The organism is Glaciihabitans tibetensis (genome assembly GCF_003003265.1).
Classification (GTDB): Bacteria; Actinomycetota; Actinomycetes; order Actinomycetales; family Microbacteriaceae; genus Glaciihabitans; species Glaciihabitans tibetensis.
Map to the genome: position 1 here is coordinate 114,553 of NZ_PVTL01000005.1, position 25,612 is coordinate 140,164.

23 protein-coding genes and 3 tRNA genes are annotated in these 25,612 nt (G+C 64.7%); 10 read left to right on the plus strand and 16 right to left on the minus strand.

What is annotated here, in order from left to right; all coding sequences use genetic code 11:
* Window positions 1–4 precede the first annotated feature (4 nt).
* The 3 genes from pstC to B0I08_RS10320 form a co-directional block, all read right to left on the minus strand.
* A complete protein-coding gene (pstC, locus tag B0I08_RS10310) occupies window positions 5–1,198 on the minus strand; it encodes a phosphate ABC transporter permease subunit PstC (RefSeq protein ID WP_245884750.1) in 1,194 nt (397 codons plus the stop codon).
* A gap of 344 nt (window positions 1,199–1,542) precedes the next feature.
* A complete protein-coding gene (locus tag B0I08_RS10315) occupies window positions 1,543–2,046 on the minus strand; it encodes a hypothetical protein (RefSeq protein ID WP_106212522.1) in 504 nt (167 codons plus the stop codon).
* Window positions 2,043–2,594 carry an RNA polymerase sigma factor gene (locus tag B0I08_RS10320; protein WP_106212524.1) on the minus strand — a complete coding sequence of 184 codons (552 nt, stop codon included), beginning with the start codon at window positions 2,592–2,594 and terminating at the stop codon, window positions 2,043–2,045. The genes B0I08_RS10315 and B0I08_RS10320 overlap by 4 nt, the downstream gene beginning before the upstream one ends.
* Window positions 2,595–2,861: 267 nt before the next feature.
* On the opposite strand from B0I08_RS10320, the gene B0I08_RS10325 reads away from it, so the two are divergent.
* Window positions 2,862–3,446, plus strand: coding sequence for a hypothetical protein (locus B0I08_RS10325; RefSeq protein ID WP_106212526.1), 585 nt, complete (start codon window positions 2,862–2,864; stop codon window positions 3,444–3,446).
* Window positions 3,447–3,519: 73 nt separating this feature from the next.
* On the opposite strand, the gene B0I08_RS10330 is transcribed toward B0I08_RS10325, so the two are convergent.
* The 3 genes from B0I08_RS10330 to B0I08_RS10340 all read right to left on the minus strand — a co-directional run bounded on the left by B0I08_RS10330 (window position 3,520) and on the right by B0I08_RS10340 (window position 7,569).
* Window positions 3,520–5,946: a hypothetical protein gene (locus B0I08_RS10330; protein WP_106212528.1), complete on the minus strand. Its 2,427-nt coding sequence runs from the start codon at window positions 5,944–5,946 to the stop codon at window positions 3,520–3,522.
* A gap of 128 nt (window positions 5,947–6,074) precedes the next feature.
* On the minus strand, window positions 6,075–7,253 hold the full coding sequence (locus B0I08_RS10335) for a Fic family protein (RefSeq protein WP_106212530.1): 1,179 nt from the start codon (window positions 7,251–7,253) through the stop codon (window positions 6,075–6,077).
* A 232-nt stretch (window positions 7,254–7,485) separates the two neighbouring features.
* Window positions 7,486–7,569: transfer RNA gene (locus B0I08_RS10340), tRNA-Leu, on the minus strand.
* 206 nt (window positions 7,570–7,775) lie between these two features.
* Between B0I08_RS10340 and B0I08_RS10345 the strand changes: the two genes are divergently transcribed.
* The 7 genes from B0I08_RS10345 (at window position 7,776) to pknB (ending at window position 16,665) form a co-directional block, all read left to right on the plus strand.
* Complete coding sequence (locus B0I08_RS10345; RefSeq protein ID WP_106212532.1) at window positions 7,776–8,492, plus strand: FHA domain-containing protein; 717 nt, start codon at window positions 7,776–7,778, stop codon at window positions 8,490–8,492.
* Window positions 8,493–9,068, plus strand: coding sequence for an FHA domain-containing protein FhaB/FipA (locus B0I08_RS10350; RefSeq protein WP_106212534.1), 576 nt, complete (start codon window positions 8,493–8,495; stop codon window positions 9,066–9,068).
* A 3-nt stretch (window positions 9,069–9,071) separates the two neighbouring features.
* Window positions 9,072–10,316 (plus strand): PP2C family protein-serine/threonine phosphatase, encoded by a 1,245-nt coding sequence (locus B0I08_RS10355; RefSeq protein WP_106212536.1) that lies wholly within the window; start codon window positions 9,072–9,074, stop codon window positions 10,314–10,316.
* A complete protein-coding gene (locus B0I08_RS10360; RefSeq protein ID WP_106212538.1) occupies window positions 10,300–11,706 on the plus strand; it encodes an FtsW/RodA/SpoVE family cell cycle protein in 1,407 nt (468 codons plus the stop codon). Before B0I08_RS10355 ends, B0I08_RS10360 begins: the two co-directional genes overlap by 17 nt.
* On the plus strand, window positions 11,703–13,163 hold the full coding sequence (locus tag B0I08_RS10365; protein WP_106212540.1) for a peptidoglycan D,D-transpeptidase FtsI family protein: 1,461 nt from the start codon (window positions 11,703–11,705) through the stop codon (window positions 13,161–13,163). Before B0I08_RS10360 ends, B0I08_RS10365 begins: the two co-directional genes overlap by 4 nt.
* Window positions 13,160–14,890, plus strand: a complete 1,731-nt coding sequence (locus B0I08_RS10370; RefSeq protein ID WP_106212542.1) for a serine/threonine-protein kinase — start codon at window positions 13,160–13,162, stop codon at window positions 14,888–14,890. The genes B0I08_RS10365 and B0I08_RS10370 overlap by 4 nt, the downstream gene beginning before the upstream one ends.
* A 65-nt stretch (window positions 14,891–14,955) precedes the next feature.
* Window positions 14,956–16,665: a Stk1 family PASTA domain-containing Ser/Thr kinase gene (gene pknB, locus B0I08_RS10375; protein WP_106212544.1), complete on the plus strand. Its 1,710-nt coding sequence runs from the start codon at window positions 14,956–14,958 to the stop codon at window positions 16,663–16,665.
* Window positions 16,666–16,718: 53 nt separating this feature from the next.
* Here the strand turns inward: pknB and B0I08_RS10380 are convergent, their stop codons facing one another.
* Genes B0I08_RS10380 through B0I08_RS10385 form a run of 3 tightly spaced genes read right to left on the minus strand, consistent with a single transcriptional unit; the run spans window position 16,719 to window position 18,315 of the window.
* Window positions 16,719–17,354: an anthranilate synthase component II gene (locus B0I08_RS10380; RefSeq protein ID WP_106212546.1), complete on the minus strand. Its 636-nt coding sequence runs from the start codon at window positions 17,352–17,354 to the stop codon at window positions 16,719–16,721.
* Window positions 17,351–17,509: a hypothetical protein gene (locus B0I08_RS17785; protein ID WP_181243382.1), complete on the minus strand. Its 159-nt coding sequence runs from the start codon at window positions 17,507–17,509 to the stop codon at window positions 17,351–17,353. Before B0I08_RS17785 ends, B0I08_RS10380 begins: the two co-directional genes overlap by 4 nt.
* On the minus strand, window positions 17,509–18,315 hold the full coding sequence (locus B0I08_RS10385) for a class E sortase (protein ID WP_181243383.1): 807 nt from the start codon (window positions 18,313–18,315) through the stop codon (window positions 17,509–17,511). Before B0I08_RS10385 ends, B0I08_RS17785 begins: the two co-directional genes overlap by 1 nt.
* A 92-nt stretch (window positions 18,316–18,407) precedes the next feature.
* Here B0I08_RS10385 and B0I08_RS10390 point away from each other — a divergent pair, with 92 nt between their 5' ends.
* Entirely contained in the window at window positions 18,408–18,650 is a 243-nt protein-coding gene (locus B0I08_RS10390; protein WP_106212550.1) for a cell division protein CrgA, read from the plus strand.
* Window positions 18,651–18,808: 158 nt separating this feature from the next.
* Here the strand turns inward: B0I08_RS10390 and B0I08_RS10395 are convergent, their stop codons facing one another.
* Genes B0I08_RS10395 through B0I08_RS10405 form a run of 3 tightly spaced genes read right to left on the minus strand, consistent with a single transcriptional unit; the run spans window position 18,809 to window position 20,848 of the window.
* The gene (locus tag B0I08_RS10395; protein WP_106212552.1) at window positions 18,809–19,480 is read right to left on the minus strand and encodes a rhomboid family intramembrane serine protease; all 672 of its coding nucleotides are present in this window, start codon (window positions 19,478–19,480) and stop codon (window positions 18,809–18,811) included.
* A gap of 15 nt (window positions 19,481–19,495) precedes the next feature.
* A complete protein-coding gene (locus B0I08_RS10400; RefSeq protein ID WP_181243384.1) occupies window positions 19,496–20,308 on the minus strand; it encodes a rhomboid family intramembrane serine protease in 813 nt (270 codons plus the stop codon).
* Window positions 20,309–20,848 (minus strand): peptidylprolyl isomerase, encoded by a 540-nt coding sequence (locus tag B0I08_RS10405; protein ID WP_106212556.1) that lies wholly within the window; start codon window positions 20,846–20,848, stop codon window positions 20,309–20,311.
* 136 nt (window positions 20,849–20,984) lie between these two features.
* On the opposite strand from B0I08_RS10405, the gene B0I08_RS10410 reads away from it, so the two are divergent.
* The gene (locus B0I08_RS10410) at window positions 20,985–21,695 is read left to right on the plus strand and encodes a hypothetical protein (RefSeq protein ID WP_146134387.1); all 711 of its coding nucleotides are present in this window, start codon (window positions 20,985–20,987) and stop codon (window positions 21,693–21,695) included.
* A gap of 595 nt (window positions 21,696–22,290) precedes the next feature.
* Here B0I08_RS10410 and B0I08_RS10415 read toward each other — a convergent pair.
* The 4 genes from B0I08_RS10415 to gyrA all read right to left on the minus strand — a co-directional run bounded on the left by B0I08_RS10415 (window position 22,291) and on the right by gyrA (window position 25,534).
* Window positions 22,291–22,363 (minus strand) — tRNA-Ala (locus tag B0I08_RS10415).
* Window positions 22,364–22,395: 32 nt separating this feature from the next.
* Window positions 22,396–22,469, minus strand: a tRNA-Ile gene (locus B0I08_RS10420).
* A gap of 61 nt (window positions 22,470–22,530) precedes the next feature.
* Entirely contained in the window at window positions 22,531–22,938 is a 408-nt protein-coding gene (locus tag B0I08_RS10425) for a DUF3566 domain-containing protein (RefSeq protein ID WP_106212560.1), read from the minus strand.
* Window positions 22,931–25,534 carry a DNA gyrase subunit A gene (gyrA, locus tag B0I08_RS10430; protein ID WP_106212562.1) on the minus strand — a complete coding sequence of 868 codons (2,604 nt, stop codon included), beginning with the start codon at window positions 25,532–25,534 and terminating at the stop codon, window positions 22,931–22,933. Before gyrA ends, B0I08_RS10425 begins: the two co-directional genes overlap by 8 nt.
* Window positions 25,535–25,612 lie beyond the last annotated feature (78 nt).

Sequence of the window (25,612 nt, forward strand, 5' to 3'; positions counted from 1 at the left end):
GGTCCTAGGCCTCGCTCGATGCGCCCGAACGGGAGCGGCTGATGATGATCGACGCACCGAAGTTGACGATCATGGTGATGATAAAAAGCACAAGACCGGCGGCCATCAGTGCGGAGAGTTCGAATGGCGACGCTTCGCCATACCGCAGGGCCACCAATGCCGAGATCGAGTTGGTGCCGGTGGCGAGGATGTTGGGCTGGATGATAAACACGGGCGAGATGACCAGGTAGACCGCGATAGTTTCTCCCAGTGCTCGCCCGAGGCCGAGCATGGTTCCGCCGATGATGCCTCCGGTGCCGAACGGGTACACAACGGAACGGATCATCCCCCATTTCGTCGATCCGAGGGCAAGCGCACCCTCGCGCTCTCCGAGGGGAGCCTGGCTGAAAACCTCGCGCATGATGCTCGAGGCAATCGGCGCGACCATCATGGCGACCACGAGGCCGGCGAGCAGGGCGCTGGCAGTGAACACCGTCGGGGTGGCGAGCGGGTTGTTGGCGTCGAAGTCCTCGACGGCGAAGATCGGAATCCAGCCGAAGAAGGTGGAGATCCACTGGGAGACCGGCAGCACGTTGGCCTCGAGCCAGAACACGCCCCAGAGGCCGTAGACCACGCTGGGGATGGCCGCCATCAGGTCGACGATTCCGGTGAGGAAGCCCTTGATGTTGCGCGGCGCGTATTCGGAGATGTAGGTGGCGGAGCCGAGGGCCAGGGGTATCGCGACCACGATCGCGATGAGGGCGATCGTGACGGTACCGAAGAGAACCGCGGCGATACCGAAGGTGCCCGAGTTGGGCTCCCACGACTGCTCGGTGAGGAAGGAGGGCCCGGCCGAACCGATCGCCTCCGACCCGCGCACCACCAGGAACAGCCCGACCAGGCCCATGATGCCGAGCACGACGGCGCCGGCGCTGCGGGCGAGAGAACGGAAGAGCACGTCCTGCCAGCCGCGGGCGGTGGCGGGGTTGCGGCGCTTCTCGGTGTCGGCGGCGGGCTTGGCCGGCGTAGAGCCGCTGCCGTTGCCCGATCCGCCGACACCGTTGCCCGCGCCGTTGCCGGACGCCCCGGGTCCCCCCGACGCGCTCGGGTCGGCGTCGACGCCGAGACCCGTGAGCGCGTCATCCAGCGATCCATCGTCCGCGTACCGGGAGCGGTCCCCGGTAGCGGCCGAGCGCTGGATGGTGTCGTTCTGACTCATGCGGCGTGCCCCCTTGGATGGTCCTGCCGCGCATCCCTCAAGCTGATGCATCACGTGACAGAGACCGGCGATTGCCTCCCGATGGACTGCTGTGCTCGGGTGGCGGCGGGGCGAGTTTCTGCCCCGGAAACGAGTATTGCTGCCGAATGAGGACCTAGCGCCCCTTGGCGTCTGACGCTGTGGCGAATCGTTTAGGAGAGATTCTCATCCAACCGGTGAACTCTTTGTGCAGGGGGTAACGATGCCGCGCGGCCGGAAATAGCGACGTTCGGACGGGCCGTCGAGCGCCTTATCCGAGCCCGGGTAGAGACGCCCGGGCGGTCAAAGCAGGGGGAGGTAGGTGGCTACTCGCCCAGCCCGGCGCCGACGCAGAAGTCATCGGGGGCATCGGGGAACACGGCCAGCGACATGTCGGCGCGTACACAGAGGGTGAGCTCGGGCACGGCGAACCCGGCCGGCCCAGCGGGGGGCGTCGACGGCGTCGTCTGACCCAGCACACCCACCCGCCACAGCTCAGCGCACATCGCGACGGCGTACTCGCGGGGGTCGCCGAGCGCGTCGCCACTGAAGCGCTCGCCCTCGGCGATCTCGGCGCTGAGGCTCGGTTCGGCGTAACAGAAGACCTGCCGCTCCTGCACGTGCTGGGACGCCACAACCACCCAGCCCGCGGCACTCAGGGTCGTGAGCACGACCGCGCCCGCGCCGACCACGGTCAGACGCCGCTTGCGCCGCTGGCGGCGGTCGACGTAGTCGAGTACCCAGCCGCGCATGGCGGCGCGGCGCTCGGGGCTGAGGTCGGACGAGCCGGTCAGATCTGACGAGCCGCTGAGGTCGGATGACTCGTTCACAACTCACCCCCGACGCTCTTGCGCAGGCGGGTGCGAACACGGTTCAGTCGCTTGCGCACCGAGGCCACGGAGATTCCGAGGGCCGCAGCGGTCTGCTCGTAGGAGAGCTCGCGGTGGATGATCGCCCGATACACCTCGCGGTCCAGGTCGGGCATTGCCATCACCGCCCGCTCCATTCGCTCCATCAGGCGTCGGGAGTCAACCTGTTCCTCCACCCGGTCAGTATCGGCAAGCGTAGGCGGTCGTTCTTCGATCAGCCCGATGACGGGCCGACGGCGTTGCGCGCGGAGGTGATTGGCGGTCACGTTGCGGCAGGTGGTGAGCAGCCAGGTGAGCGCCGACCCGTCGACGAGCTGCACCTTGGCGCGTCTGCGCCATGCGATAGCGAACACCTCTTGCGTCACCTCCTGCGCGTCGTCGGGATTCTGTAGCTCGGCCATGGCCTGCGAGTAGACCTGATCGACGTGCAGGTCGTACAGTACGGCGAAGGCCCGCTCGTCCCCGCGCACGGCGGCGGCGACCAGGCGCTCGTCCCCTGCCCCGTTCATCAGTCGGACTGTACCGCACTCGGCAGGCGACTCTGCACTCGGTCCAAGTCGGCGCAAGATGGAACAGAAAACAAGCGTTTGCGCACCACGATCGCGGAAATTCGTTCCTTATATATGTGGCGCTTTTTTGTGTTCGTTACCCTGCAGGCGCCGGTGTTTGCTCGGCCTTCACTCGGAGTCGCCTGAGCGAAGGAGAGGCCAACAAAGACGAGACAAACTTCACTTTGCGTACGTCTTGGCAGAAGAGCTGGGCGCTTTACTTTTCCCATGACCGCTCACACAGCTCCCAAGCGCCACCGTCCCCTCTCCGTGACCTTCGCCCTGCTCGTCGGTGCGACCGTCTCGCTCATCCCCGCCGTATCCGCCACCGCCGCTACCTCCGCCGGGGCATCCGCCCCCGCCCAATCCTGCTGGGAGGATGTCGACACCGGAGAGACCGGATGCTTCGACGCCTCGCTCGACGTGCAGGAGCAGATCGAACTCGTCACCGGCAACCCGGTGGTGGCCGTCGAAACTGGCACAGGCGGGGAACGACGTGTCGCCCCGACATCCGCCTCATCTACGGCCGCCGCCGCAACGTACCTTCTCGTCACCGGATGGGACGACATCAACATGACGGGCGCGAGCAAGAGCTACTTCACATCAAGCGCCATCATCTGCGACGGCGGAGGATACGGATACTTCAACCTGGGAACGTTCGACAACCGGTTCGAGTCGATCGCGTCCTACAACGGCTGCAGCACCACCCTGTACGAGAAGGTCGACTTTGAGGGGACTTACACCCCGTACCTCACGACAAGTGCCGACCTGGGAGCCTTCAAGAACTGGGCTTCTTCCCTCGATATCGAATAGCCCGGCAAACGGCCGCCGTGAGCGGCCTCCATCACGGGCCGGGCCCGACAGCCGGTCCCATCAGGAGCTCCCGTCATTTCGAATCGAATTGGCGGGAGCTCACTCCGGATGTAAACCGTAAAAAGGCATCTCCAGTCGGCGCAGCAGCGTCGCCCGTGCATGACGTTGACGTGAACTTATACCCGACGAACTGCCCCGAATAACTTCCGCATCGCACCTTCATCGGGGCAGCACCGTTGTCGGGCATGGCCGCCCAGGTCCAGGTGCCGGTGGTGGGCGAATAGGCCAGGTCCTTGAGTGCGAAGGTCAGCGACGGCTCCGGAGCAGCCTTAGTTATCCAGGGTCCACAGGCGCCGCCGTCCGCGAGCGCGTTGCACGCCCGCAGCTGGAACGTGTAGACCTCCCCGAACGCGCCCCCGGTCAGGGTCCGCGGCACTATCCCCACGGATGTGAACTCCGCGATCTGGCCGACGGGCGTTCCTGTGCCGTCCATACGTTGAATTTCATAGCGGGATGCCGCGGGCGTCACCGACGCGACCCGGTACTCCCTCTCCATCCCCAGATCGACCATGCCACCGTCGATGACGGTCACGGCGCCGGGCGCGACCGGTGGTGTCACCCACACGGTTTCGCTGGCCACACATCCCGCCCGGTTGTACCCCCAGACGACAAATCCGTAGGTCGCGCCCTCCTCCGCGATGCCGCTGAATGTCGCGGTGGTCCACAGGCCGAGCGCACGCACCTCTCCCCCGGCGGGGGCGCGCACGTCGGTCGACGGCGGGGACAGCACCGCGCACGCTGTTGGCGGCGCGGCGTCGGCGCCCAGGCTCTGGGCGAAGTAACCGAGCGTCGGGGAGTCGCCGGTGTCGCCGAACGGACGCCACGTGAGCGTCACGGTGTGATCGCGAGCGTCCAGGCCGGCGGTGACCGGCGTCGGGACGGGCATGGTCCCCCCGGCCTCACCGTCACCGGGGGTCGGAGGTGTTGGATCGTTCGCCTCCGGCGTGGGCGCGGCAGGCGGCTGCGGCACCGACGGGGGCACGGGCACGGTCGCGGGCGAACCGTTGCCGGCCGGGGAGGCATCCGTGGAGAATGACGTGTTCGCCCCAGCGGGTTGGCCCGGCCCGACGCGCGGGCGCGCAAACTCCGTCGGCACCGCCACGGGAACCTCGTCCGGACCCGACGGGTCCGCTGAGTCGTCCGAATCCTCGGAGTCCTCGCCCTCGGCCGCATCAGCAGCCCCGTCGGCTAAATGAGCCGCATCGTCACGCTCTTCGTCGCTCCAGTTGTCCACCAGCGCGCCGGCACTCTGCACAGCCCAGACCTGTCCGGACGCGGGGTCGTTCAGCAGAACCCGATCAGCGTTGGTGCGAAACACCGGCCGAGCAGCGTTGCCCATTCCCGCAAGCGTGCTCACTCGCCCAGTCGAATCGGCACCTGAGCCCGCAGTCGATCCAGCACTCGAGCCCTCAGCCGACCCCGAACCCGTCCCGGCGTCCGACCCGCGAGCCGACTCGTCTTCCGCGCAGCGCTGCCACACGCTGCCGTCACTCCACGCGGCGAAGTCGCAGCCCCCGACCGACACCGGCCTCACCGGAACCCCGTCGTGCCCCCCGCTCAGCACACTTACCCGGTTCGTGCGCAGGTCAACCTCGAGCAGTTCCACCCGGGTAGCCACGAGCACCGACTCCCGAGTCCACTCATCGGGCTCCGCCGCCGTCAACACCGCCGTCTCCTGAAGCGCCATACCCGCGGCGCGGCCACCCGACGCCTTACCGAGCTCAACCACTCCCCCGGGAGTGACGAGGTCGCCGCTCTCAACATCGAGAATGGCCCAGCCGATGGATGTCGCCGCCGCCTGCATCGCCCCGGACACCGCCCTGAGATCCACCGAAACCCGGTCGGCCTCAGCGACGGGAGTACCCAGCTCGGCACGCAGCACCGCCCCCAGCGCGCGAGAAACCGCGAAGAACCCGCCTGTCGGGGTGTTCGTCACCACCGCATCGCGTCCGAGATCGAGGTCAGAGCGGATGCCACGGGCCGAACTTTCCCGCGCGACCCCCAGAGTCTCCAGTGGAACACTCCGCAGCGCGCCGCCCAGCCGCGGCGCGATCACCAGCTCGTCGCCCACGATCGCAAGCGTCGCCCCAGAATCAGGAAGCGCGAGCGACCCCACGGGACGCGCAGTACTGGCTTCGATGCGAGTCACCGTGCCCGCGTCCCGGTCGACCGACACGACCCACCGGCCGCTCTGCACCAGCTCGGCGCTCTCCACCGGGGTCGGCACGACGGAGTTCAGCTCGTTGATCTCGGTGTTGACGCGACCCACCGCGGGAATGGTGTCGTTGGTGACCCAGACTCCGGCGTCGTTGATCATGTTCCGCGCGGCCGTTGTGTCGGGAGCGGCGATTACGGCCACGGCGATGAATGCGGCGACCACTGCGGCCACGCCAGCGGCCTGGATCCACGAGCTGCGTCGGGCCGGGCGAGTCGCCTCCATCGCACCAAACCTCCCCCTGCTCCGCGGCTGTGACCGGCTCAGCATAGGAGGCTTGGGTTAACAGTGAATATCAATCGGCTATCGCGTTCGCGCGGCGGGTAACGAACTAGCTGCGAAAAGCGACCTGGCTACCGCGTTTCGTCATCGTCGAAACTGGTGCGAGTAACCGCATGCCAAATCTCCGAGGCCACCCATCGTTCTTTGCCACCGCGTCCCCAGCGACCGGCCGACCGCACCCAGCCGAGGGTTTCGGCTCGATGCAACAGGTTTGAGCCAGTCGGCTGCGTGACGCCGAGTGCGCGTACGACACCGGTAACGGTGACAACCGGATTCTCGAGTAACACATCGATGAGACCCGCCACCTGCGAACGCTCACCGCGCACCTGAACTCGGTAGCGCTCGCGGATGTCGAGCAGGTTGCGGATGCGACCCGCACTCTCGTTCGCCTGATGTTCAACCGCGGCTGCGAAAAACTGGATCCATTCGTCTATCTCGCCTCGCTCGCGTACCGCCTGGAGGCGGTCGTAGTACTCACTCCGGTTAGTTTCGAAGTATCCCGAAATATGAAGAATGGGCGCGCTTAGAACGTTGTCGTGCATCAGTTCGAAGCCGATGAGCAGACGACCAATGCGACCGTTACCGTCGAGAAAGGGGTGAATAGTCTCAAACTGGTAGTGCATCAACGCACCACGCAGTACCGTCGGCATGCCCGACGGGTCGTTGACGAAACGCTCCCAATCGGCCAGCAGTGCTCCTAGGTCGTCCTGATGGGGCGGGATAAAGCGCGCGGTTTCCGGGCGGGCGTTGGGAGAGCCTATCCACACGGGAGACTTCCGAAGTTCTCCCGGCGACTTCTCCTCACCGCGCACGCCAGTGAGCAAGGTCTCATGAAGCGCGCAAAAGAAGCGCAAGGTGAGCGGCCATGACTTGATTAGTTGAGTTCCTTGTTCGATCGCGCGGAGGTAATTCGCGACTTCACGCAGGTTCTCATTCTCAATCGGGACGTCCTCGTTCTCAGCCGACAAGACTTCACTCAGAGAGGCCTCCGTACCCTCGATTCGCGAGCTTGCGAGCGCCTCTTGCGCCAATGCCGGGCCGAGCAACAGCGCCGGATTGTCGATGATCATGGCGAGTCCAGACAGTCGCCCGAGCGCTAAGTCAGCCCGCGACATAGCGGCCACGGTCTCGGGTTCCAGAGCCAGTTCACGCGGAATATCTGCCGGGAGAAAGTACGGGTGCGGCCAAGCGCTCAGCGGTTTCGTCGTGAGAGCGCCGAACCGGGTACTGGTGAAGTCCTTGGATCGCATCTATCTGTCCGAGTCTTATAGAGAGCACGTGAACTTATAATTTTAACGGCTAATTTTTATAAGTTGATAGAGATAGTACAAGAGCTACCGCCTGAGACAGTGCGCCACGAAGAAGAGTCAGATTTCGTGTGAATAGCCGGTTAACGGAAAAACGCCCCCGATATCTCGGGGGCGTTTTCACGTTTTTTGAGTTGTGCAATCTGGGAAGCCCAGAAAGGCAATCAACCCTCGGTGCGCGAGGGGGGACTTGAACCCCCATGCCCGTTAGGGCACACGGACCTGAACCGTGCGCGTCTGCCAATTTCGCCACTCGCGCTCACCACTGGCGCTTTACGCGCCAACCAAGCGAGATTATCACAGCGACAGCCCGTCCGACGCCTCCACCCGTTCCGGAGGGTGTGCGCGCGTCCTTTTAGGCCGTGTACTGTCGACTGGCGGCCACTGGCCACTTGGATGCCCACGTCATCCACCGGTGGGCCGACTAACATCGTCACAAAACCATTCGGCGAGACGGGGAGATCCTTGGGCCTTCTGGACAGCTTTGAGCGAGGTCTTGAGCGGGCAGTTAACGGTGCCTTTGCCAAGACCTTCAAAAGTGGACTCCAGCCGGTAGAGATCACCAGCGCCCTCCGCCGCGAGCTCGACACCAAGGCGGCCGTGGTTTCGCGCGACCGCATCCTGGTGCCCAACAATTTCACCGTGCGGCTTAGCCGGGTTGATTTTGACCGGATGACGGCACTCGGCCCCACCCTGATCGACGAACTTACGCAGCTCGTGCAACGCCACGCGGCCACCCAGCACTACTCGTTCGCCGGCGGCATCTTTATTAAGCTGTCGCCCGACGACCACCTCAACCAGGGAATGATCGAGGTCACCTCGGTCAACGTCAAGGGCACCGTCGCCTGGACCCCGGTTCTCGACGTCAACGGACGCCGACACACGATCACCAAGAGCCGCACCATCATCGGCCGCGGCTCGGAGGCGGACATCACCGTCGATGACACCGGCACCTCGCGCAAGCACGTGGAAATCCTCTGGGACGGCACGCGCGCCCAGGTCAACGATCTGGGTTCCACGAACGGCTCCAAACTCAACGGACACCCCCTGACGAAGGCGCTTCTGGCGCCCGAATCCGTCATCGAGATCGGCCGCACCCGCATTGTCTTTCGTGTACTCGCCCAGTCCGCAGAAGCCGACGGGTATTCCGACTTCGGTAGTAGATCTGGTGGGGCCTCGTAAATGAGTGGATTGACCCTGCTCATCTTGCGCCTCGTATTTCTTGCGGTGCTGTGGGCGTTCGTCTTCGCAATCGTCTACGCGTTGCGCACGGACTTGTTTGGCCAAAAAGTGCGTCGAATGCCAGCGGATGCCGCGGCTGGCCCGTTCGCGCAGGCTCCGAGCGCCGCACCTCAACCCACCGCGCCCGCTCCGCCCCTGAACTCACCGCCGATGGGCTCCCCCACCGCCTCCACCACCCAGATACGCTCCGGCGGCTCCCGTGGCGCAGCTGCGCCCGCAACCGGCAACGCCACCCGCCTGCTCATCACCTCCGGCCCGAAAGAGGGCCTTGAGATCGAGCTCCCGAACGAGCAGCTCACGATCGGCCGCTCCGGCGAATCGGGCCTGGTCATTCGCGATGACTACACCTCGACGCATCACGCACGCCTGATGCTCTGGAACGACGGGTGGGTCGTTCAGGACCTGGACTCCACCAACGGCACCTACCTGGCCGGAAAGCGCGTGACCGTGCCCACGCCCATTCCGATGAACACCCCGATCAAGATCGGCACAACAACATTCGAGCTCCGGCGGTAAGGCGTGGCCACCTCGGGCAATAGTGCTGCCGTATCGCACGTCGGAAAGATCCGCGCCAACAACCAGGACAGTGCCTATGCGGGCGAGCACCTCTTTGTTGTCGCCGATGGAATGGGCGGCCACGCTGGTGGAGACGTGGCATCCGCTATTGCCATCAAGCGCATCGCCGAGGTCGATCGGGCTTTCGATTCGGCCAACGACGCCGAATTCGCCCTGCACTCCGCGCTTCTGGCCGCCAACACCCTGCTCGCGGAGACGGTCTTCGAGCACAGCGAATTGACCGGCATGGGAACCACCGTCAGCGGTTTTCTCCGCGTCGGCGACAAACTCGCGATGGTGCACATCGGCGACTCCCGTATCTACCGCCTCCGCGACAGCGTGCTCGAACAGATCACCGCCGACCACACCTTTGTGCAGCGCCTGGTCGACAGCGGGCGCATCACCCCCGAGGAGGCCGCGGTGCACCCCCGGCGGTCGGTGCTGATGCGCGTGCTCGGCGACGTGGATGCCGCGCCCGAGATCGATACCACCGTGATCGAGACCCAGCCGGGTGATCGCTGGCTGCTCTGCTCCGACGGGCTCTCGAGCTACGTGTCCGACGAGAAGATGCAGGCCGTGCTGAACTCGGTGCCTACCGCAGACGAGGCCGCCCGCCGCCTGGTCAAAGAGAGTCTCGATCAGGGCGCACCAGACAATGTCACTGTTGTGCTGGTGGATGTCGACGCGAGCGGTGACTCGTCCCACACACCTCCGATCACCGTAGGTTCTGCCGCGACGCCCCTGTCCTTCGACAGCGACAGCAACCGGCGCCCGCTGCGGCTGCCGACACTGCTGCTGCACCCCCTCAAAGCGACCCAGCCCGACCCGAGCCACTTCGAGCCCGAGTCAGACGGGTACCTCGACGAGCTGATCCTCGAGGATCGTCGCCGCGCCCGCCGCCGCCGGATCACCTGGGCCATCGGCCTGGCCCTGGCGATCATCGTGGTCGTCGCCGCGGCACTTTTCGGATACCAGTGGACACAGACGCGCTACTTCGTGGGCGAGAGTGACGGCAACGTCGCCATTTTCCAGGGTGTGCAGCAGAACCTGGGCCCGATTCCGCTGTCGACCGTCGTCGAGGAGACCGCGATCGGGCTGTCTGACCTTCCCGCCTTCACCCGCAGCAGCGTGGAAGCAACCATCAACGCCGACGACCTCGCGGACGCCCAGGCGATAGTGGATCGGTTGGCCGATGCCCGCACCCCGTAGCAACTCGCCCGCCGCGGCTCTCGACACCCTCACGAGCAGCATCCGCATCAAGCTTCGCGTGCCCGCGCGACAGCGCAACGTCGAACTGGTCCTCCTGGTCTTCGCGCTGCTCATCGACGCGGGTGCGATCATCCTCGTGCAGCTCGGCGCGTCTGGCGCGATCGACACCGGTTTCCTGATGCTCACCTCGGGCCTTGCTCTTCTCACGCTGATCATGCACGTGGTGCTCCGCATTGTCGCTCGCGACGCTGACCCGCTGATCCTCCCCATCGTGACGGTGCTCAACGGGCTCGGCATCGCGATGATCTACCGCCTCGACATCGCCAATGAGGACAGCGGCTGGGACGGCGGCGGCGTCCGCCAGATGGTTTGGACAGGCCTCGCCATCGCCATTGCCATCGTCGTGGTTCTGGTGATCCGCAACCATCGGGTCTTGCAGCGCTACCGCTACGTCGCCATGTTCAGCGGTATCGTCCTGCTGCTGCTGCCGATGCTCCCGATCATCGGCACAACCATCAACGGTGCCCGGCTCTGGATCCAGGTCGGGTCGTTCACCTTCCAGCCCGGTGAGCTCGGCAAGATCGCCCTCGCCATCTTCTTCGCCGGCTACCTCGTTTCCGCGCGGGACTCACTGTCGATGGTGGGCAGAAAATTCTTGTGGATGACCTTCCCACGGGCGCGGGACCTCGGCCCGATCCTCGTGGTGTTCGCCGCGTCCATGGCCGTGCTCATCTTCCAGAAGGACCTCGGCACCTCGCTGCTCTACTTCGGGCTGTTCCTGGTCATGCTGTACGTCGCCACCGGCCGCGCCAGCTGGATTGTGCTCGGCCTCTCCCTCTTCCTGATCGGCGCTGTCGCCGCGTACTCGCAGCTCTCGTACGTCACCGGCCGGGTGCACGCCTGGCTGAACCCGTTCGCCACGGAAAACTACGAGGGCATGGGCGGGAGCTACCAGCTGGTCACCGGCCTGTTCGGCTTCGCGCACGGCGGCCTGGTGGGTACCGGCCTCGGCCAGGGCCGGCCCGACCTGATCCCCCTCGCCGAGAGCGACTACATCATTCCGGCCCTTGGGGAAGAGCTCGGCCTCATCGGCATCTTCGCGATCCTCGGCCTCTACCTGCTGTTCGTCTCCCGCGGGTTCCGCATCGCCTTCGCCGGTCAGGACGACTTCGGACGCCTCCTCGGCGTCGGCCTGTCCTTCGTCATCGCGCTGCAGGTCTTCATCGTCATCGGCGGCGTCACCCGAGTCATTCCGCTGACCGGACTCACCACTCCGTTCCTTGCGGCCGGCGGTTCGTCGCTGGTGGCAAACTGGATCATCGCGGCCTTGCTGTTGCGCCTCTCCGACACCGTCCGCAATGAACCCACGAGGGCTGTGATCGAACCGTGAACAAAGAACTCCGCCGGGTAAGCACCGTGGTGCTGCTGATGTTCGTCGCCCTGTTCGCCTCAAGCTCGATCATCCAGGTCTTCGCCGTCGACGAGCTAAATGCCGACGGCCGCAACGTGCGCACCCTCTACGACAGCTATTCCGCCGAGCGTGGCGCCCTCCTCGTTGACGGCGTGCCGATCGCGGAATCCATTCCCGTGGACGACCAGTACAAATTCCAGCGCGTCTACTCCAATCCGCTGCTGTACGCGAACGTCACGGGCTATTTCACCCTCAACCAGGCGAACCCGGGCCTCGAAGGTGCGATGAACGACTACCTCAGCGGCACGTCCGACGAGCAGTTTCTTGACAACCTGACCAACACGGTAACCGGCCAGAACCCGAAGGGCGCCTCGGTCGAACTCACCCTCGACCCGGTCGTGCAACAGGCCGCCTTCGATGCGCTCGGCGACCAGGTCGGCTCCGTCGTCGCTATCCGGCCGGACACCGGCGAGGTCATCGCGATGGTCTCGAAGCCGACCTTCGACCCGAACGCGCTGGCGGTGCACGACAGCGACCAGTTTTACGCCGCCTACAACGGCCTCACCGCCGACGCGAACTCGCCACTCACCAACCGGGCCATCAGCGGTGACCTGTACCACCCCGGTTCCGTCTTCAAGGTGATCATGGCGTCGGCCGCGATCGACAGCGGCCAGTTCACCGCCGACAGCTCCTTTCCGAATCCGGCATCCCTGACCCTGCCCAACAGCAGTTCGGTCATCTCCAACTCCTCCGGCGGCCCCTGTGGCTCCGGCAGCGAGGCGTCGATCGCCACCGCCCTGCGCCTCAGCTGCAACATCCCGATGGCCGAGCTCGGCCAGGCGCTGGGTGCAGACACGATCGCCGACTACGCCGCCCGCTTCGGGTTCGGCGACGATCTCGAGATACCGCTCAACGTCACCCCGAGCACCTACCCGGACGACATCGACAACGACGTCGCTCGGCTCATGCTGTCGTCTTTCGGACAGGACGACGTGCGCATCACGCCGCTGCAGATCGCGATGGTTTCCGCCGCGATCGCCAATGGCGGAGAGCTGATGAAGCCGAATCTGGTCGAGAGTGTCCTGGCTCCGGACCTGAGCGAGATCGTCAGTTTTCAGCCCGAGGTCTACGGCACCCCCATCTCCGCCGATACCGCAACCAAAATGACGCAATTGATGACCGATGGCGTCAGTAACGGCGCCGCAAGCAATGCAAGAATTAGCGGAGTCGAGGTCGCGGGGAAGACCGGAACAGCAGAGAACGGCGTGGGCGACCCGTACACGCTGTGGTTCACTGGTTTTGCTCCGGCCGACGACCCTCAGGTCGCCGTTGCCGTCGTCGTGGAGAATGGCGGGGGGCTGGGCCAAACCGGTTTCGGAAACTCAGTTGCCGCTCCAATTGCAAAAAAAGTCTTAGAGGCGGTGCTAAATAAATGAGACCCACAAGTGGCCTCACTTTCGGGGGCAGATACCAGCTTTCCAGCCGAGTCGCCATCGGCGGCATGGGCGAGGTGTGGCAGGCGACTGACCTGGTGATCGGGCGCACCGTCGCGATCAAGATCCTCAAGGACGAGTACCTCGGAGACCCGGGATTTCTCGAGCGCTTCCGCGCAGAGGCCCGTCACGCTGCCCTCGTCAACCACGAAGGAATCGCCAACGTCTTCGACTACGGCGAGGAAGACGGCAGCGCGTTCCTGGTAATGGAGCTCGTGCCCGGGGAGGCACTGAGCACCATCCTCGAGCGCGAGCGGGTACTCTCCAGCGACCGCGTGCTCGACATCGTCGCCCAGACCGCGAACGCCCTCCACGCGGCGCACTCCGCAGGCCTGGTGCACCGCGACATCAAGCCGGGCAACCTCCTGATCACGCCGGAAGGCAAAGTCAAGATCACCGACTTCGGAATCGCGCGCATTGCCGACCAGGTTCCGCTCACCGCCACCGGCCAGGTCATGGGCACCGTGCAGTACCTGTCGCCCGAGCAGGCCAGCGGGCACCCGGCATCCCCCACAACAGACATCTACTCGCTCGGAATCGTCGCTTACGAGGCCCTCGCCGGCCGCCGCCCCTTCACGGGTGAGTCGCAGGTCGCCATCGCGATGGCGCAGATCAACGAGGCTCCGCCCGAGCTGCCCGTCACCATCGCCGAGCCGGTACGCAACCTCGTGTACTCGTGTATCGCGAAGAACCCCGCGGACCGTCCCGCGAGCTCTGCGCACCTCGCCCGTGCCGCGCAGGCGCTTCGTCGCGGCGACATCGCTGGCGCCGTGGCATCCGTCCCCGCCGTTGTCGGCGACAGCTCGCTTGCCGCCCTCGCCGGGCCGAACTACGGTAACCCGACGTCCGCGACCCGGCTGATGACGGCAACCGCTTCCCTCGACACCACACCCGAGGTCGAGGAGAAGCCCAAGCGCAACCCGTGGACCTGGCCTCTCATCGGGCTCATCGTGGTGCTGCTCGGAGTGCTCGTCGCCGTCATCGTCGCGCTCGTGGCAGAACAACCCACCGACCCTGAAGCTGGCACCACACCGTCGACGAGCGCGTCGGCACCCGCGCCCCCATCTGAGGCACCCTCGCCGAGCATCACCCCGAGCGAGGAGCCCGAGCTGATCCAAATCTCGCGCAACGACTTCGTGGGGCTCACGGTCGCACAGGCCGAGCAAAAGGTCACCGCCCTCGGGCTCGCCTTCCGGACGGCCGCCAACGGCGCGGTGGCGCCTACCCAGGGCGACGTCGGCATGTCCTACGACATCACCCCGACGGGCAACCTTCGCGAGGGCGACACGGTCGAGGTGAGCTTCTACACCGAGATTCCCACCGCCCCCGCGCCCGGAACGCCCCGCGTTTCCAACCCGAAGGCGGCCACCGGCTACCTGGTGGGCGAAGTGGTCACGATCACGTGGGATAGCTACAACAGCTGCCCTGCTGGATACACGCTGAACGGCTACAACTTCTCGGTCAGCAACGCGACACCGGATACGGGCAACCCGGTTTCCAGCAGCGCCTCGTCGATGACGGCACGCCTGGAATCACCCGGTCAGACCACCATCAGCTACTCGGCGCTGTGTGGCGACCTCGAATCCGCGGCCTCCCAGACGACCACGATCACGGTCCTCGCGGCCCCCGTCCCCACCCCGACAGTAACCAGCACGCCGGACGCCCAATAAAGGATCCCAGCCAGCGACAGGTACAATTGGCACTTGATCAGGTGCACTAACCGGGAGACGAATACGTGACAGAAGGCGTAACTTCAGCAATACGCCTCCTGGCCGGCCGGTACCAGGTGGGGGAGCGAATCGGGCGCGGCGGGATGGCCGACGTGCACGTGGGCACCGATGCGCGCCTCGGTCGCCGGGTCGCGATCAAGCTCCTGAAGCCCTCGCTGGCGAATGATCCCGCCTTCCGCACCCGCTTCCGTCGGGAGGCGCAGGACGCCGCGAAGATGGCGCATCCCACGATCGTGCGCATTTTCGACGCCGGCGAAGAGACCGTCACCGATGACGAAGGCGCCGAACGCCAGATCCCGTTCATCATCATGGAATTTGTCGACGGACGCCTGCTGAAGGACATCATCGCCGACGGTCCCATGTCGTCCGACGAAGCCGTGCGCATCACCGCCCAGGTGCTGACCGCACTCGAGTATTCTCACCGCGCCGGCGTCGTGCACCGGGACATCAAGCCCGGCAACATCATGGTCGCCACCACCGGCCAGGTGAAGGTCATGGACTTCGGTATCGCCCGCGCAATCTCCGAATCCTCGGCGACCATCGCCGAGACGAGCGCGATCGTGGGCACCGCCCAGTACTTTTCACCCGAGCAGGCGCGGGGCGAGTCGGTGGATGCCCGCACCGACCTGTACTCCGCCGGAGTTGTGCTGTTCGAGCTACTCACCGGAATGGCGCCCTTCCGCGGCACCAACCCGGTCGCCGTCGCGTACCAGCACGTCAACCAGAACCCCGCGCCACCGAGCACACTCAACCCGCGGGTCTCGCCCGCGCTCGACGTTGTCGTGTTGCGCTCTCTCGCGAAGGACCGCTTCTCGCGCTTTCAGAGTGCCACCGACTTCCGCGATGAACTCGAAGCGGCAGCCAACGGAACCGTCGTTCCCAAGCGTGCGACCGCCGAGAAGGATGCCTCGTTGGGGCTGTTCGGCGAGAACCCGAACGACTCCTCCGGAACCGAAGCAACCCTCCGCGAGCTGAACCTGGCGGACGACGACGAGCAGGTAACCCGTACCCAGTCCCGGCCGCCGGCGGCGTGGATCTGGGCCGGGATCATGGTCATGGTCGTGGTCATCGTCTCCGTGCTGTTCTGGACCGTCAACCTGCCCAGCAACCAGATCGTGTCGTCGCTGTCCGTTGCCGTGCCCGACGTGTCCGGCCAGACCTACGACCAGGCCGCGGCCGTGCTCGAGGCGAAGAACCTGGTTCCCCAGCAGCTCAGCGACAACAGTGACACCGTTCCCGCGGGAGAGGTGATTCGCTCGGAGCCGGATTCGGGGTCAGACGTCTCGCGGCAACAGATCGTGAAGGTGTACGTCTCGCTCGGCAGGGCGTCGGTCACCATCCCCGCCACTGCCGGCCTGACGTTGGAAGCCGCGCAGACCGCCCTGACGTCCCGTGGCCTGCAGGTGGGCTCCGTCACCCAGACGGACTCGCCCGACGCCGCAGCGAACGTCGTCATCAACACCGATCCAGCCAACGATGTCACGGTCGCCATGGGCGACGTCGTCAACATCGTGGTGTCGAGCGGGGCCGTGGGCATTCCGAACGTTGTGGGCATGTCGGCGAGTGAGGCTGGCACAGTCCTCAATACCTTGCAGTTGGATGTCACGGTCACCACTACCCGGGGATGCTCAGGCCGCGTCGTCAACAGTCAGTCGCTGCCCGCGGGATCGCACCCGCAGCGCTCCGCCATCTCCATCCAGGTCTGCACGGGCTAACGCGCCACCCAGTTACAGGGTGACGAGCGGGCCACCGGATAGCAGACCGTCCGCTACAGGGTGACGAGCGGCGACAGGCCTTCCGCGCGCACGCTGGCTTCCGGCAGGCCCGCGACCGCGAGCCAGTTGCCGATCATGCGGTAGCCACCCTGCGTCAGCACGGACTCCGGGTGAAACTGCACCCCGAAGATCGGCAGCTCCGCGTGGCGCAGCCCCATGATCACTCCGCCCGCGGTGCGCGAGGTGACCTCCAGGAGGTCGGGCACGGTCTCATCCACGACGGCGAGCGAGTGGTACCGGGTCGCGCGGAACGGTTGCGGAACCCCGGTGTAGAACCCGCTTCCGTCGTGAGAGATCTGCGACGTCTTACCGTGCATGAGCTCGTCGGCGTGGGTGACGGTCGCACCGACCGCCTCCGCGATCGCCTGGTGGCCGAGGCAGACCCCGAGCAGGGGCTGGCCGCTGTCGAGCACTGCCTTCACCACGGGAATGGAGACACCGGCCGCGGCGGGAGTGCCGGGTCCCGGTGAGAGCAGCACAGCATCGAAGTCCGCAATGTACGCGGCGGCATCATCCACCGAAAAATCATCGTTCCGCACCACGGTGGTCTCGGCGCCAAGCTGCTGCAGGTAGCCGTTGAGCGTGTAGACGAAGCTGTCGTAGTTGTCGATTACGAGTACGTGTGTCACTGTTCCACCGTCACATCCTGGGGAGCCACAAACTGGTCAACCCATGGGAATACCCATTCAATCAGGCTGTACAGCACTGCCGCGAGGAGGATGACCACGAGCAGGATACGAACCCAGATGGGTCCGGGCAGAACTCGCCATAGAGCTGCGTACATCAGGCGTCCCTCGCACTTACTGCTTCGGCAATCTCAGCGGGTGGGCCGCCCGCCCGCGGGTACCAGCCGTCGTAGACGCCGTAGGAAATCAGGCGCTCGGCGGTGGAATAGAAGGGATTGCAGGTGGTCAGGGTGATCAGGCGGTCGGTCGGGGTGGCGTCCGGCTGCTGCGGAACGGCGTCGATGACCGCGATGGCCGTCTTCAGCACGTACTCCGAGCTGCGGTACACGTAGCTGTACCACCCGTCGGCCGTTTCGACGTAGATGTGGTCGCCGATCTGTAGCTCATGCACGTGCTCGAGCCCGCCACCGTAGGCCTTGCGGTGCGCGGCAACGGCGAAGTTGCCCACCTCGCCGGGCATCTGCGTGCCCGGGTAGTGGCCGATGCCAATCTTGTTGAGCACGTCCGTGACCCCAATGCCCTCGGCGATCGGGCGTTCCCAGCCCTCGCCCCAGCGCGGCACCATCAGCACCGCGAACGTGTCGGCGTTGGCGGGAGCCGCCATCACGACGGGTTCGGCCTGCGACGCAACGTCGGCGGGGTCGGGTGTGGCGGTCGCATCGGGCGTTTCTGGCTTGTCCGTAGCTGCCTGTTCCCAGCCCTCACTCAATTCGACAGCGACATCCTGCTGCTCGGCTCCGACAATGATGTCGTTCAGCCACACCTGCCACCCGAGGAACATCAACACGAGAACCCCGGCGGTAATCAACAGCTCGCCGAGCACCCCAATCACGCTGACGCGACGTCGACGCTTCCGCGGACGGAATCGCTGTACCGGCGCCGTCGCGCTCTCCTCCAAAGTCATACGGTGATTCTAGGTGGTCGATACAACCGCAGCCTGAGCGCGATCAGGTGGCGCTGGATTGGGAGCGGGGCAATCGGGATAGAATTCTCCCCATGGCCCGCACATCTTCCCCTAAGCCCGATCGTTCCGTCGACCAGCGCTCCGGCGAACTGGCTCCCAACGCGGTCTGGTTCAAGCCCGTGATGTTCGGCTTCATGCTTCTCGGACTGGTGTGGATCATCGTTTTCTACGTCAGCGGAACGTCGCTGCCCGTGCCTCAGCTCGGCAACCTGAACATCCTGGTCGGCTTCGGCATCATGTTCATCGGCTTCATCATGGCGACCCGCTGGCGCTAGCCCGGCAACCGTTCAGCCGCGGAAATCCGCAGTTTCCACATGTTAACAACCTGTTAATAGATCGAGTTACACGGCTGTAATTACCCCCAATGTGGATAAACCTGTGGATAACTTTGCGGCCAGTTGCTAGCCGGCCAACTACGAGAACGACCCAGCGGTTAGAACGCCAGAACCGCGGCACCACCGGCGAGCACGATCGCCAGCGTGATCACCGTGAGCAGTTGGCCCTGACGGTGGGGATGCCGTCGGTTGCGGGGCACCATGTACACGAGTGCCACCAGGCATCCCACAATCAGCCCTCCGAGGTGTGCCTGCCAGGCGACGTTCGGAATGACAAAGCCGATCGCCAGGTTGAGCACAATCACCGCGATGAGTTGCTTGCTACTGCCGCCCATCTTGCGGGCGATGACGAAGTAGGCCCCGAGCAGTCCGAAGATGGCGCCGGATGCCCCGAGCACGGGTCCCGCGTTGAGCAGAAGCACCCCGACCGAACCGCCAAGACCGCTGAGCGCGTAGAGCACCGCGAAGCGTTTGTGCCCGAGCGCGACCTCCAACGCCGGGCCGAGGGCGTAGAGCGAGTACATATTGAAGGCGAGGTGGATGATGCTTGCGTGCGCGAACAGCGACGTCACCAGTGTCCACGGCTCCAGAACGACCAGCTGGGGGTACAGAATCAGCCGTAGCGACACGATCCCGTTGGTTCCCCCGGTCGCGCTCTGCAGCAAGAACACGGCGACGCACGCGACCAGGATCGTCCAGGTCACCGCAGCCGGAGCAAGTCGCGCACCGAGCCCGCGGCTCACCGGGGCGGAAGGTTCGGACACGGACACGCTCGCCTGCCTTCGCTACAGCAGCGCGTGCGCTGCGGTGACAACGACCAGGGCCGCGGCCAGACCGATGAGCAGCAGCCTCTGCTGGTTCGCTGCCTCCCGGCGGCGGGTGCGCAACAGGATCAGCGAGGTCAGCGCGGCGGCGCCGATCGCGCCGAGGTATCCGATCCAGCCGGCGCCACCGATAACCATCGAGTAGATGAGATAGGCGGCAACGAGTACGAGGATGCCCCAGTTGTTCGACCCCTGGGTGCGCTGGATCATAAAGACACAGATCAGGAGGCCGAAAATCGCCGGGGACGCCCCGAGGACGTATCCACCGAAGAGCTCGGTGGCCGTGGCGGCGCCTAGCCCCGCGAGCAGGAACAACGCGAGGTAGCGTCCGCGCCCCAGCATCGTTTCGAGCGTTCGCCCAATGAGGAAGATCGCGAGCAGGTTAAACAGCAGGCCGAACAAGCCGCTGGTCGCGAAGTTTGCGGTTACCAGGGTCCACGGGGCACTGATAACGCGGCCGGGAACGTAGGCGAGCGCGAGAACGATGCCGGGGAGCACGAGGTTGACCAGGAACACGAACGCCGAGACGCCCATGAGGGAGTAGGTCACCACGGGCGCATCGCTCGACGAGCGGAACGCCGTCACGATGCGCGGCTTGGTACGCGGGGCGCTCTGTCGCGCCTCCTGCACACACTCGGGGCAGTGCACGCCTACCGCGGCCTGCGTCTGGCAGGCCGGGCAGATCGTGCGACCGCACCGCTGGCAGAGCACGTAGCTCTGCCGGTTGGGATGCCGGTAACAGGTGTCGCCGGAGAGTCCCGTTGTGTCTGACATTTAGACCTCGGTGATGGTGACACTCTCGATGACCACGGGGGTCAGGGGCTTGTCCTGGCGGTCGGTGTCGACGGCTTCGATCGCGTCGACGACGGCACGGGAGGAGTCATCCGCGACCTCGCCGAAGATGGTGTGCTTACCCTGCAGCCACGGGGTGGCGACGGTGGTGATGAAGAACTGCGAACCGTTCGTTCCGCGACCACCCTGGGTGCCGGCGTTTGCCATGGCGAGGATGTAGGGCGAGTTGAAGTTCAGCTCGGGGTGGATCTCGTCGTCGAACTGGTACCCGGGGCCACCGAAGCCCTGGCCGAGCGGGTCGCCGCCCTGAAGCATGAACTGCTTGATGATGCGGTGAAAGATCACACCGTCATACAGCTTGTCGGTGGAGACCTTGCCGGTCTGCGGGTGGGTCCACTCGATGGTGCCCTCCGCGAGGCCGACAAAGTTGGCGACGGTCTTGGGTGCGTGGTTGCCGAACAGGTTCACGACGATGTCGCCCTTGTTCGTCTTGATCGTGGCTACAGCGGTGTGTACAGACATAACAGCAATTCTTGCATAACGCTCCCTGTGACCATGCTGCGGCCATTCAGCAGGTACACAGGCGAACCGGTAGGTGTTGAAAGGCATGCGTGGCAGGATAAGAACTGTTCGCCGCACATCACCGATGGAGGGTTTCATGGGACTAACACGGAAGCGCCAGCGGGAGTTGACCCGTTTGAAGGAGCACGCAGAAGACCTCTGGGGTGACCAGAAGGAAGTTCTGGAGCACGCATCTCAGGTCGTCCGCGAGGCTAGCCGTCAAGCCGCCAACTACGCTCGTGAAGAAGTATCACCGCGAGTGCGTGACTCGCTCGACCAGACCGTCAAGCCGGCGGTAGCCACTGGAGTGGCTGCCACCAAGACGGCAGTGTCGACCACCAAAGAGCGCATCACCGAGGACTTTGTCCCCGCAGTAACGTCCGCGCTGGGCTCTGCTCTCGCGGTTATCGAGGTCGCGAAGGATGACAGGCTTCGCGATGCTCTCAAAGTCGTTACCGACGCCAGCGAGAAGGTTGGCCACCGGGTTTCTGACGCTGGCAGCGCTGCGGGCAAGAAAGCCGGATCCGTTCGCTCCACCGTCACCAAAAAGGCTACGAAGGTCGGTGCCAAGGCCGCAAAGGCTGCTGCCAAGGCCGCCGTCGCCGGAGCCAAGGCGGGTGCGAAGACCGGAGTGGTCAAGCAGAAGTCGGCCGGCCCCGGTCGCTACATCCTCATCGGCGTAATCGTTGTTGCGGTTGCCGGAATTGTGTACGCAGCCTGGCAGACGCTCCGCGCCGACGACGATCTCTGGATCGACGAGGACGAGGCCGTTCAGGACAAAGACACCGTGGCAGACACCACGATCTAAGTCCGGCCCGGGGATTCTCGGGTAGCAGGGATTCCCGAGTAGCGGGAACTGTTGCGCACGGGAAATTCTCAAGCACAACAGGAGCGGTCGACCTTCGGGTCGACCGCTCCTGTCGTTAAGCGCCTGTCGAGCTCTCAGGCGCCCGCTGAGGCACCTGAAGACCGGACGGGCACTGACGGCGCAGAACGGCGCCCATACGGCCCCAGGCGCAGCCAGTGCGCGTCAGAGTAGACAGCCGGTGAGGAAGGGCTCTGCCCGAGTTGTGCATCGAGTGGGCAGTTGGCGTTGATGGCCCGCGCGTGGCCCCATCGAGCGGGCGGTTGCGTCGGTTTTTCGGGCTGAAACCGTCGATTAGAGCCCGCTCGACGAGGTGCACCCTAGGTTCGTGTCCTATCAGCGAGGAAACCGTATGTTCTTGTCCGCTGGGCGGGGCGGCACCGTAGGTTCCACCCCAGTCGGCGAGGGACGCCGGACGAGCGTGTGTTGCTGCGCGATTGTGCATGGCAACAAGCTCCACCGTTACCCATCCGGCGGCACAGGCGAGAACGAAAGCCAGAAGACCGCGGAGAAGGAGCGCCAAGAAGAAAAGTTACTGTGGATCCTGGGAGATTCGAACTCCCGACATCTGCCTTGCAAAGGCAGCGCTCTACCAACTGAGCTAAGGACCCGAAGTCACTGTGTCTGCGACTTAGGTAGTGCGTGGGGGTACCGGGATTTGAACCTGGGACCTCTTCATTATCAGTGAAGCGCTCTAACCAACTGAGCTATACCCCCGCAGGGCAGATACGAGAGTATCGCACCTGACCCGAATTGCGTAATCGAGCTGACGCAGGCGTTACTGGTTGGTGAAGCCGACCAGCAAACCACCGGTCAGACGCACGCTGAAGTTGTACAGCGCGCTCGTGATCGCACCGAGGGCGGTGATGATCACGATGTTGAGGATCGCGACAACCGTGGAGAAAAGGGCGACCTGGGCCAATGACACGACGGATGTCACGGAGAAGGTTTCGTCGTTCAGCACTTCCTGCATCAGACCGTCGAGCTGGGTGAAAACCCCCGTCGTCTGGAGGATGAGCCAGATGAAGATCGACGCGACGATGAGCACGATACCGAGCGCAATCGAGACGAGGAAGGAGAGCTTGACGGTCGACCAGAAGTCGACGTACACCAACTTCAGCCGTACCTGCTTGCTGACGGTGGGCTTCTGCGACTTGCGCTGCAGCTTTTCGGCGAGGCTACTCATCTACTGATTCGTCCTTTCCAGGGGCGTCGATTTCGACTGGAACAACTACTTCCAGCGCTTCGACTTCCTGACTCTCTAGATTGCGTTCGCTGTTTTTGGCGACCGCGATGATCCTGTCGTCTTCGGCGAATCGGGCAAATACCACACCCATCGTGTCCCGGCCCTTGGCCGGCACCTCGGCCACGGCAGAGCGTACCACCTTGCCTCCTGCGAGAACCACGAGAACCTCGTCCTCGTCGTCGACGATCAGCGCCCCCGCGAGGTCACCACGGGACTCGGCGAGCTTCGCGACCTTGATTCCGAGGCCACCACGGTTCTGCACCCGATACTGGTCGGCGCTGGTGCGCTTGGCGTACCCACCCTCGGTGACCACGAACACGTATCCGGTGTCGGACACGACGCTCGCGTCGAGCAGTTGGTCTTCCCCACGGAAGTGCATACCGATGACACCAGAGGTGGAACGGCCCATCGGTCGCAACGCGGCATCCGACGCCGTAAATCGAATCGACATCCCCTTACGGGACACGAGAAGGAGATCCTGGTCTTCCTCCACCAGCATCGCCGACACCAGCTCGTCACCCTCGCGAAGGTTGATGGCGATGATGCCGCCGGTGCGGTTGGTGTCGTATTCCTCGAGCGCGGTCTTTTTGATCAGACCGTCGCGGGTGGCGAGTACGAGGTACTTCGCGGCGGTGTAGTCGCGAATGTCGAGAACCTGCGCCACTTCCTCGCCGGGCTGCAGCGCGAGCAGGTTGGCGAGGTGCTGGCCCTTCGCGTCGCGACCGGCCTCCTGGATCTCGTAGGTCTTTGCGCGCAGGACCCGTCCGGTGTTCGTGAAGAACAACAGCCAGTGGTGGGTGGTGGTGACGAAGAAGTGCTCGACGACATCATCCGCTCGCAATTGGGCGCCCTTGACGCCCTTGCCACCGCGGTGCTGGCTGCGGTAGTTGTCGCTGCGGGTGCGCTTGACGTAGCCGCCGCGCGTGATGGTGACGACCATCTCCTCTTCGGGGATGAGATCTTCGACGCTCATGTCGCCGTCGAAGCCGAACATAATCTCGGTGCGGCGGTCGTCTCCGAAGCGGGCGACGATCTCCGTGAGCTCGTCCTTGACGATCTCGCGCTGCACCGTCGGGGTGGCGAGGATGTGGTGATACTCGGCGATAAGACGCTCGAGTTCGTCGTGCTCGTCGACGATCTTCTGGCGCTCGAGGGCGGCGAGGCGGCGCAGCTGCATCTCGAGAATGGAACGGGCCTGCAGCTCGTCCACGTCGAGCAGTTCCATCAGCCCGTCACGGGCGATCTCAACGGTGGCCGAGGCACGAATAAGCGCGATGACATCGTCGAGGGCGTCGAGCGCCTTGAGGTAGCCGCGCAAAATGTGGGCGCGTTCCTCCGCCTTGCGCAGCCGGTACTGCGTGCGGCGCACGATGACGTCGATCTGGTGATCGATCCAGTTGCTGATGAACCCGTCAATCGCCAGGGTGCGCGGGATGCCGTCGACGATGGCGAGCATGTTCGCGCCGAAGTTGTCCTGCAGCTGGGTGTGCTTGTAGAGGTTGTTGAGGACAACCTTGGCGATCGCGTCACGCTTGAGCACAACCACGAGGCGCTGGCCGGTGCGGCCCGAGGTCTCATCGCGGATGTCAGCGATGCCGCCGACCTTGCCGTCCTTCACGAGCTCGGCGATCTTCAGAGCGAGGTTGTCGGGGTTGACCTGGTACGGCAGCTCGGTGACCACGAGGCAGGTGCGGCCCTGGAGTTCTTCGACGCTGACGACGGCGCGCATCGTGATGGAGCCGCGGCCGGTGCGGTAGGCGTCCTGGATTCCCTTGATGCCGAGAATCTGCGCGCCCGTCGGAAAGTCCGGTCCCTTGATTCGCTGGATGAGCGCGTCGAGCAGCTCCTCCCGCGTGGCCTCGGGGTTTTCCAGGGCCCAAAGAGCGCCATCCGCGACCTCACGAAGGTTGTGGGGTGGGATGTTGGTGGCCATACCGACGGCGATTCCGACCGACCCGTTGACGAGCAGGTTCGGAAAACGGGCGGGCAGCACGATCGGTTCCTGCGTCTTGCCGTCGTAGTTGTCCTGGAAGTCGACGGTTTCCTCGTCGATGTCGCGCACCATTTCCATCGACAGCGGAGCCATCTTGGTCTCGGTGTACCGGGGGGCGGCCGCGCCGTCGTTGCCGGCCGAGCCGAAGTTGCCCTGACCGAGCGCGAGCGGGTACCGCAGGCTCCACGGCTGAACCAGTCGCACGAGCGCGTCATAGATCGACGAGTCACCGTGCGGGTGGAACTGGCCCATCACCTCGCCGACGACGCGGGTGCACTTGTTGAATCCCTTGTCCGGACGGTAGCCACCGTCGTACATCGCGTAGATCACGCGGCGGTGCACGGGCTTCAGCCCGTCACGCACGTCGGGCAACGCACGCCCGACGATGACGCTCATCGCGTAGTCGAGGTACGACCGCTGCATCTCCAGCTGGAGATCTACCTGATCGACCTTGTCGTGGCGGTCATCGATGACGGCCTTCTCGAAGGTCGGCTCGGCGGCGTCGGTGCCATCGGCGCCGTCGGGGGTTATTTCGTCTGCCATTTTTCGTTCCGTCCGTGGTTCTGAGAAGCCGAAGGTCTAACTGAGGAGGAGATCCCGGTGGGCCCGTCGGCCCACCGA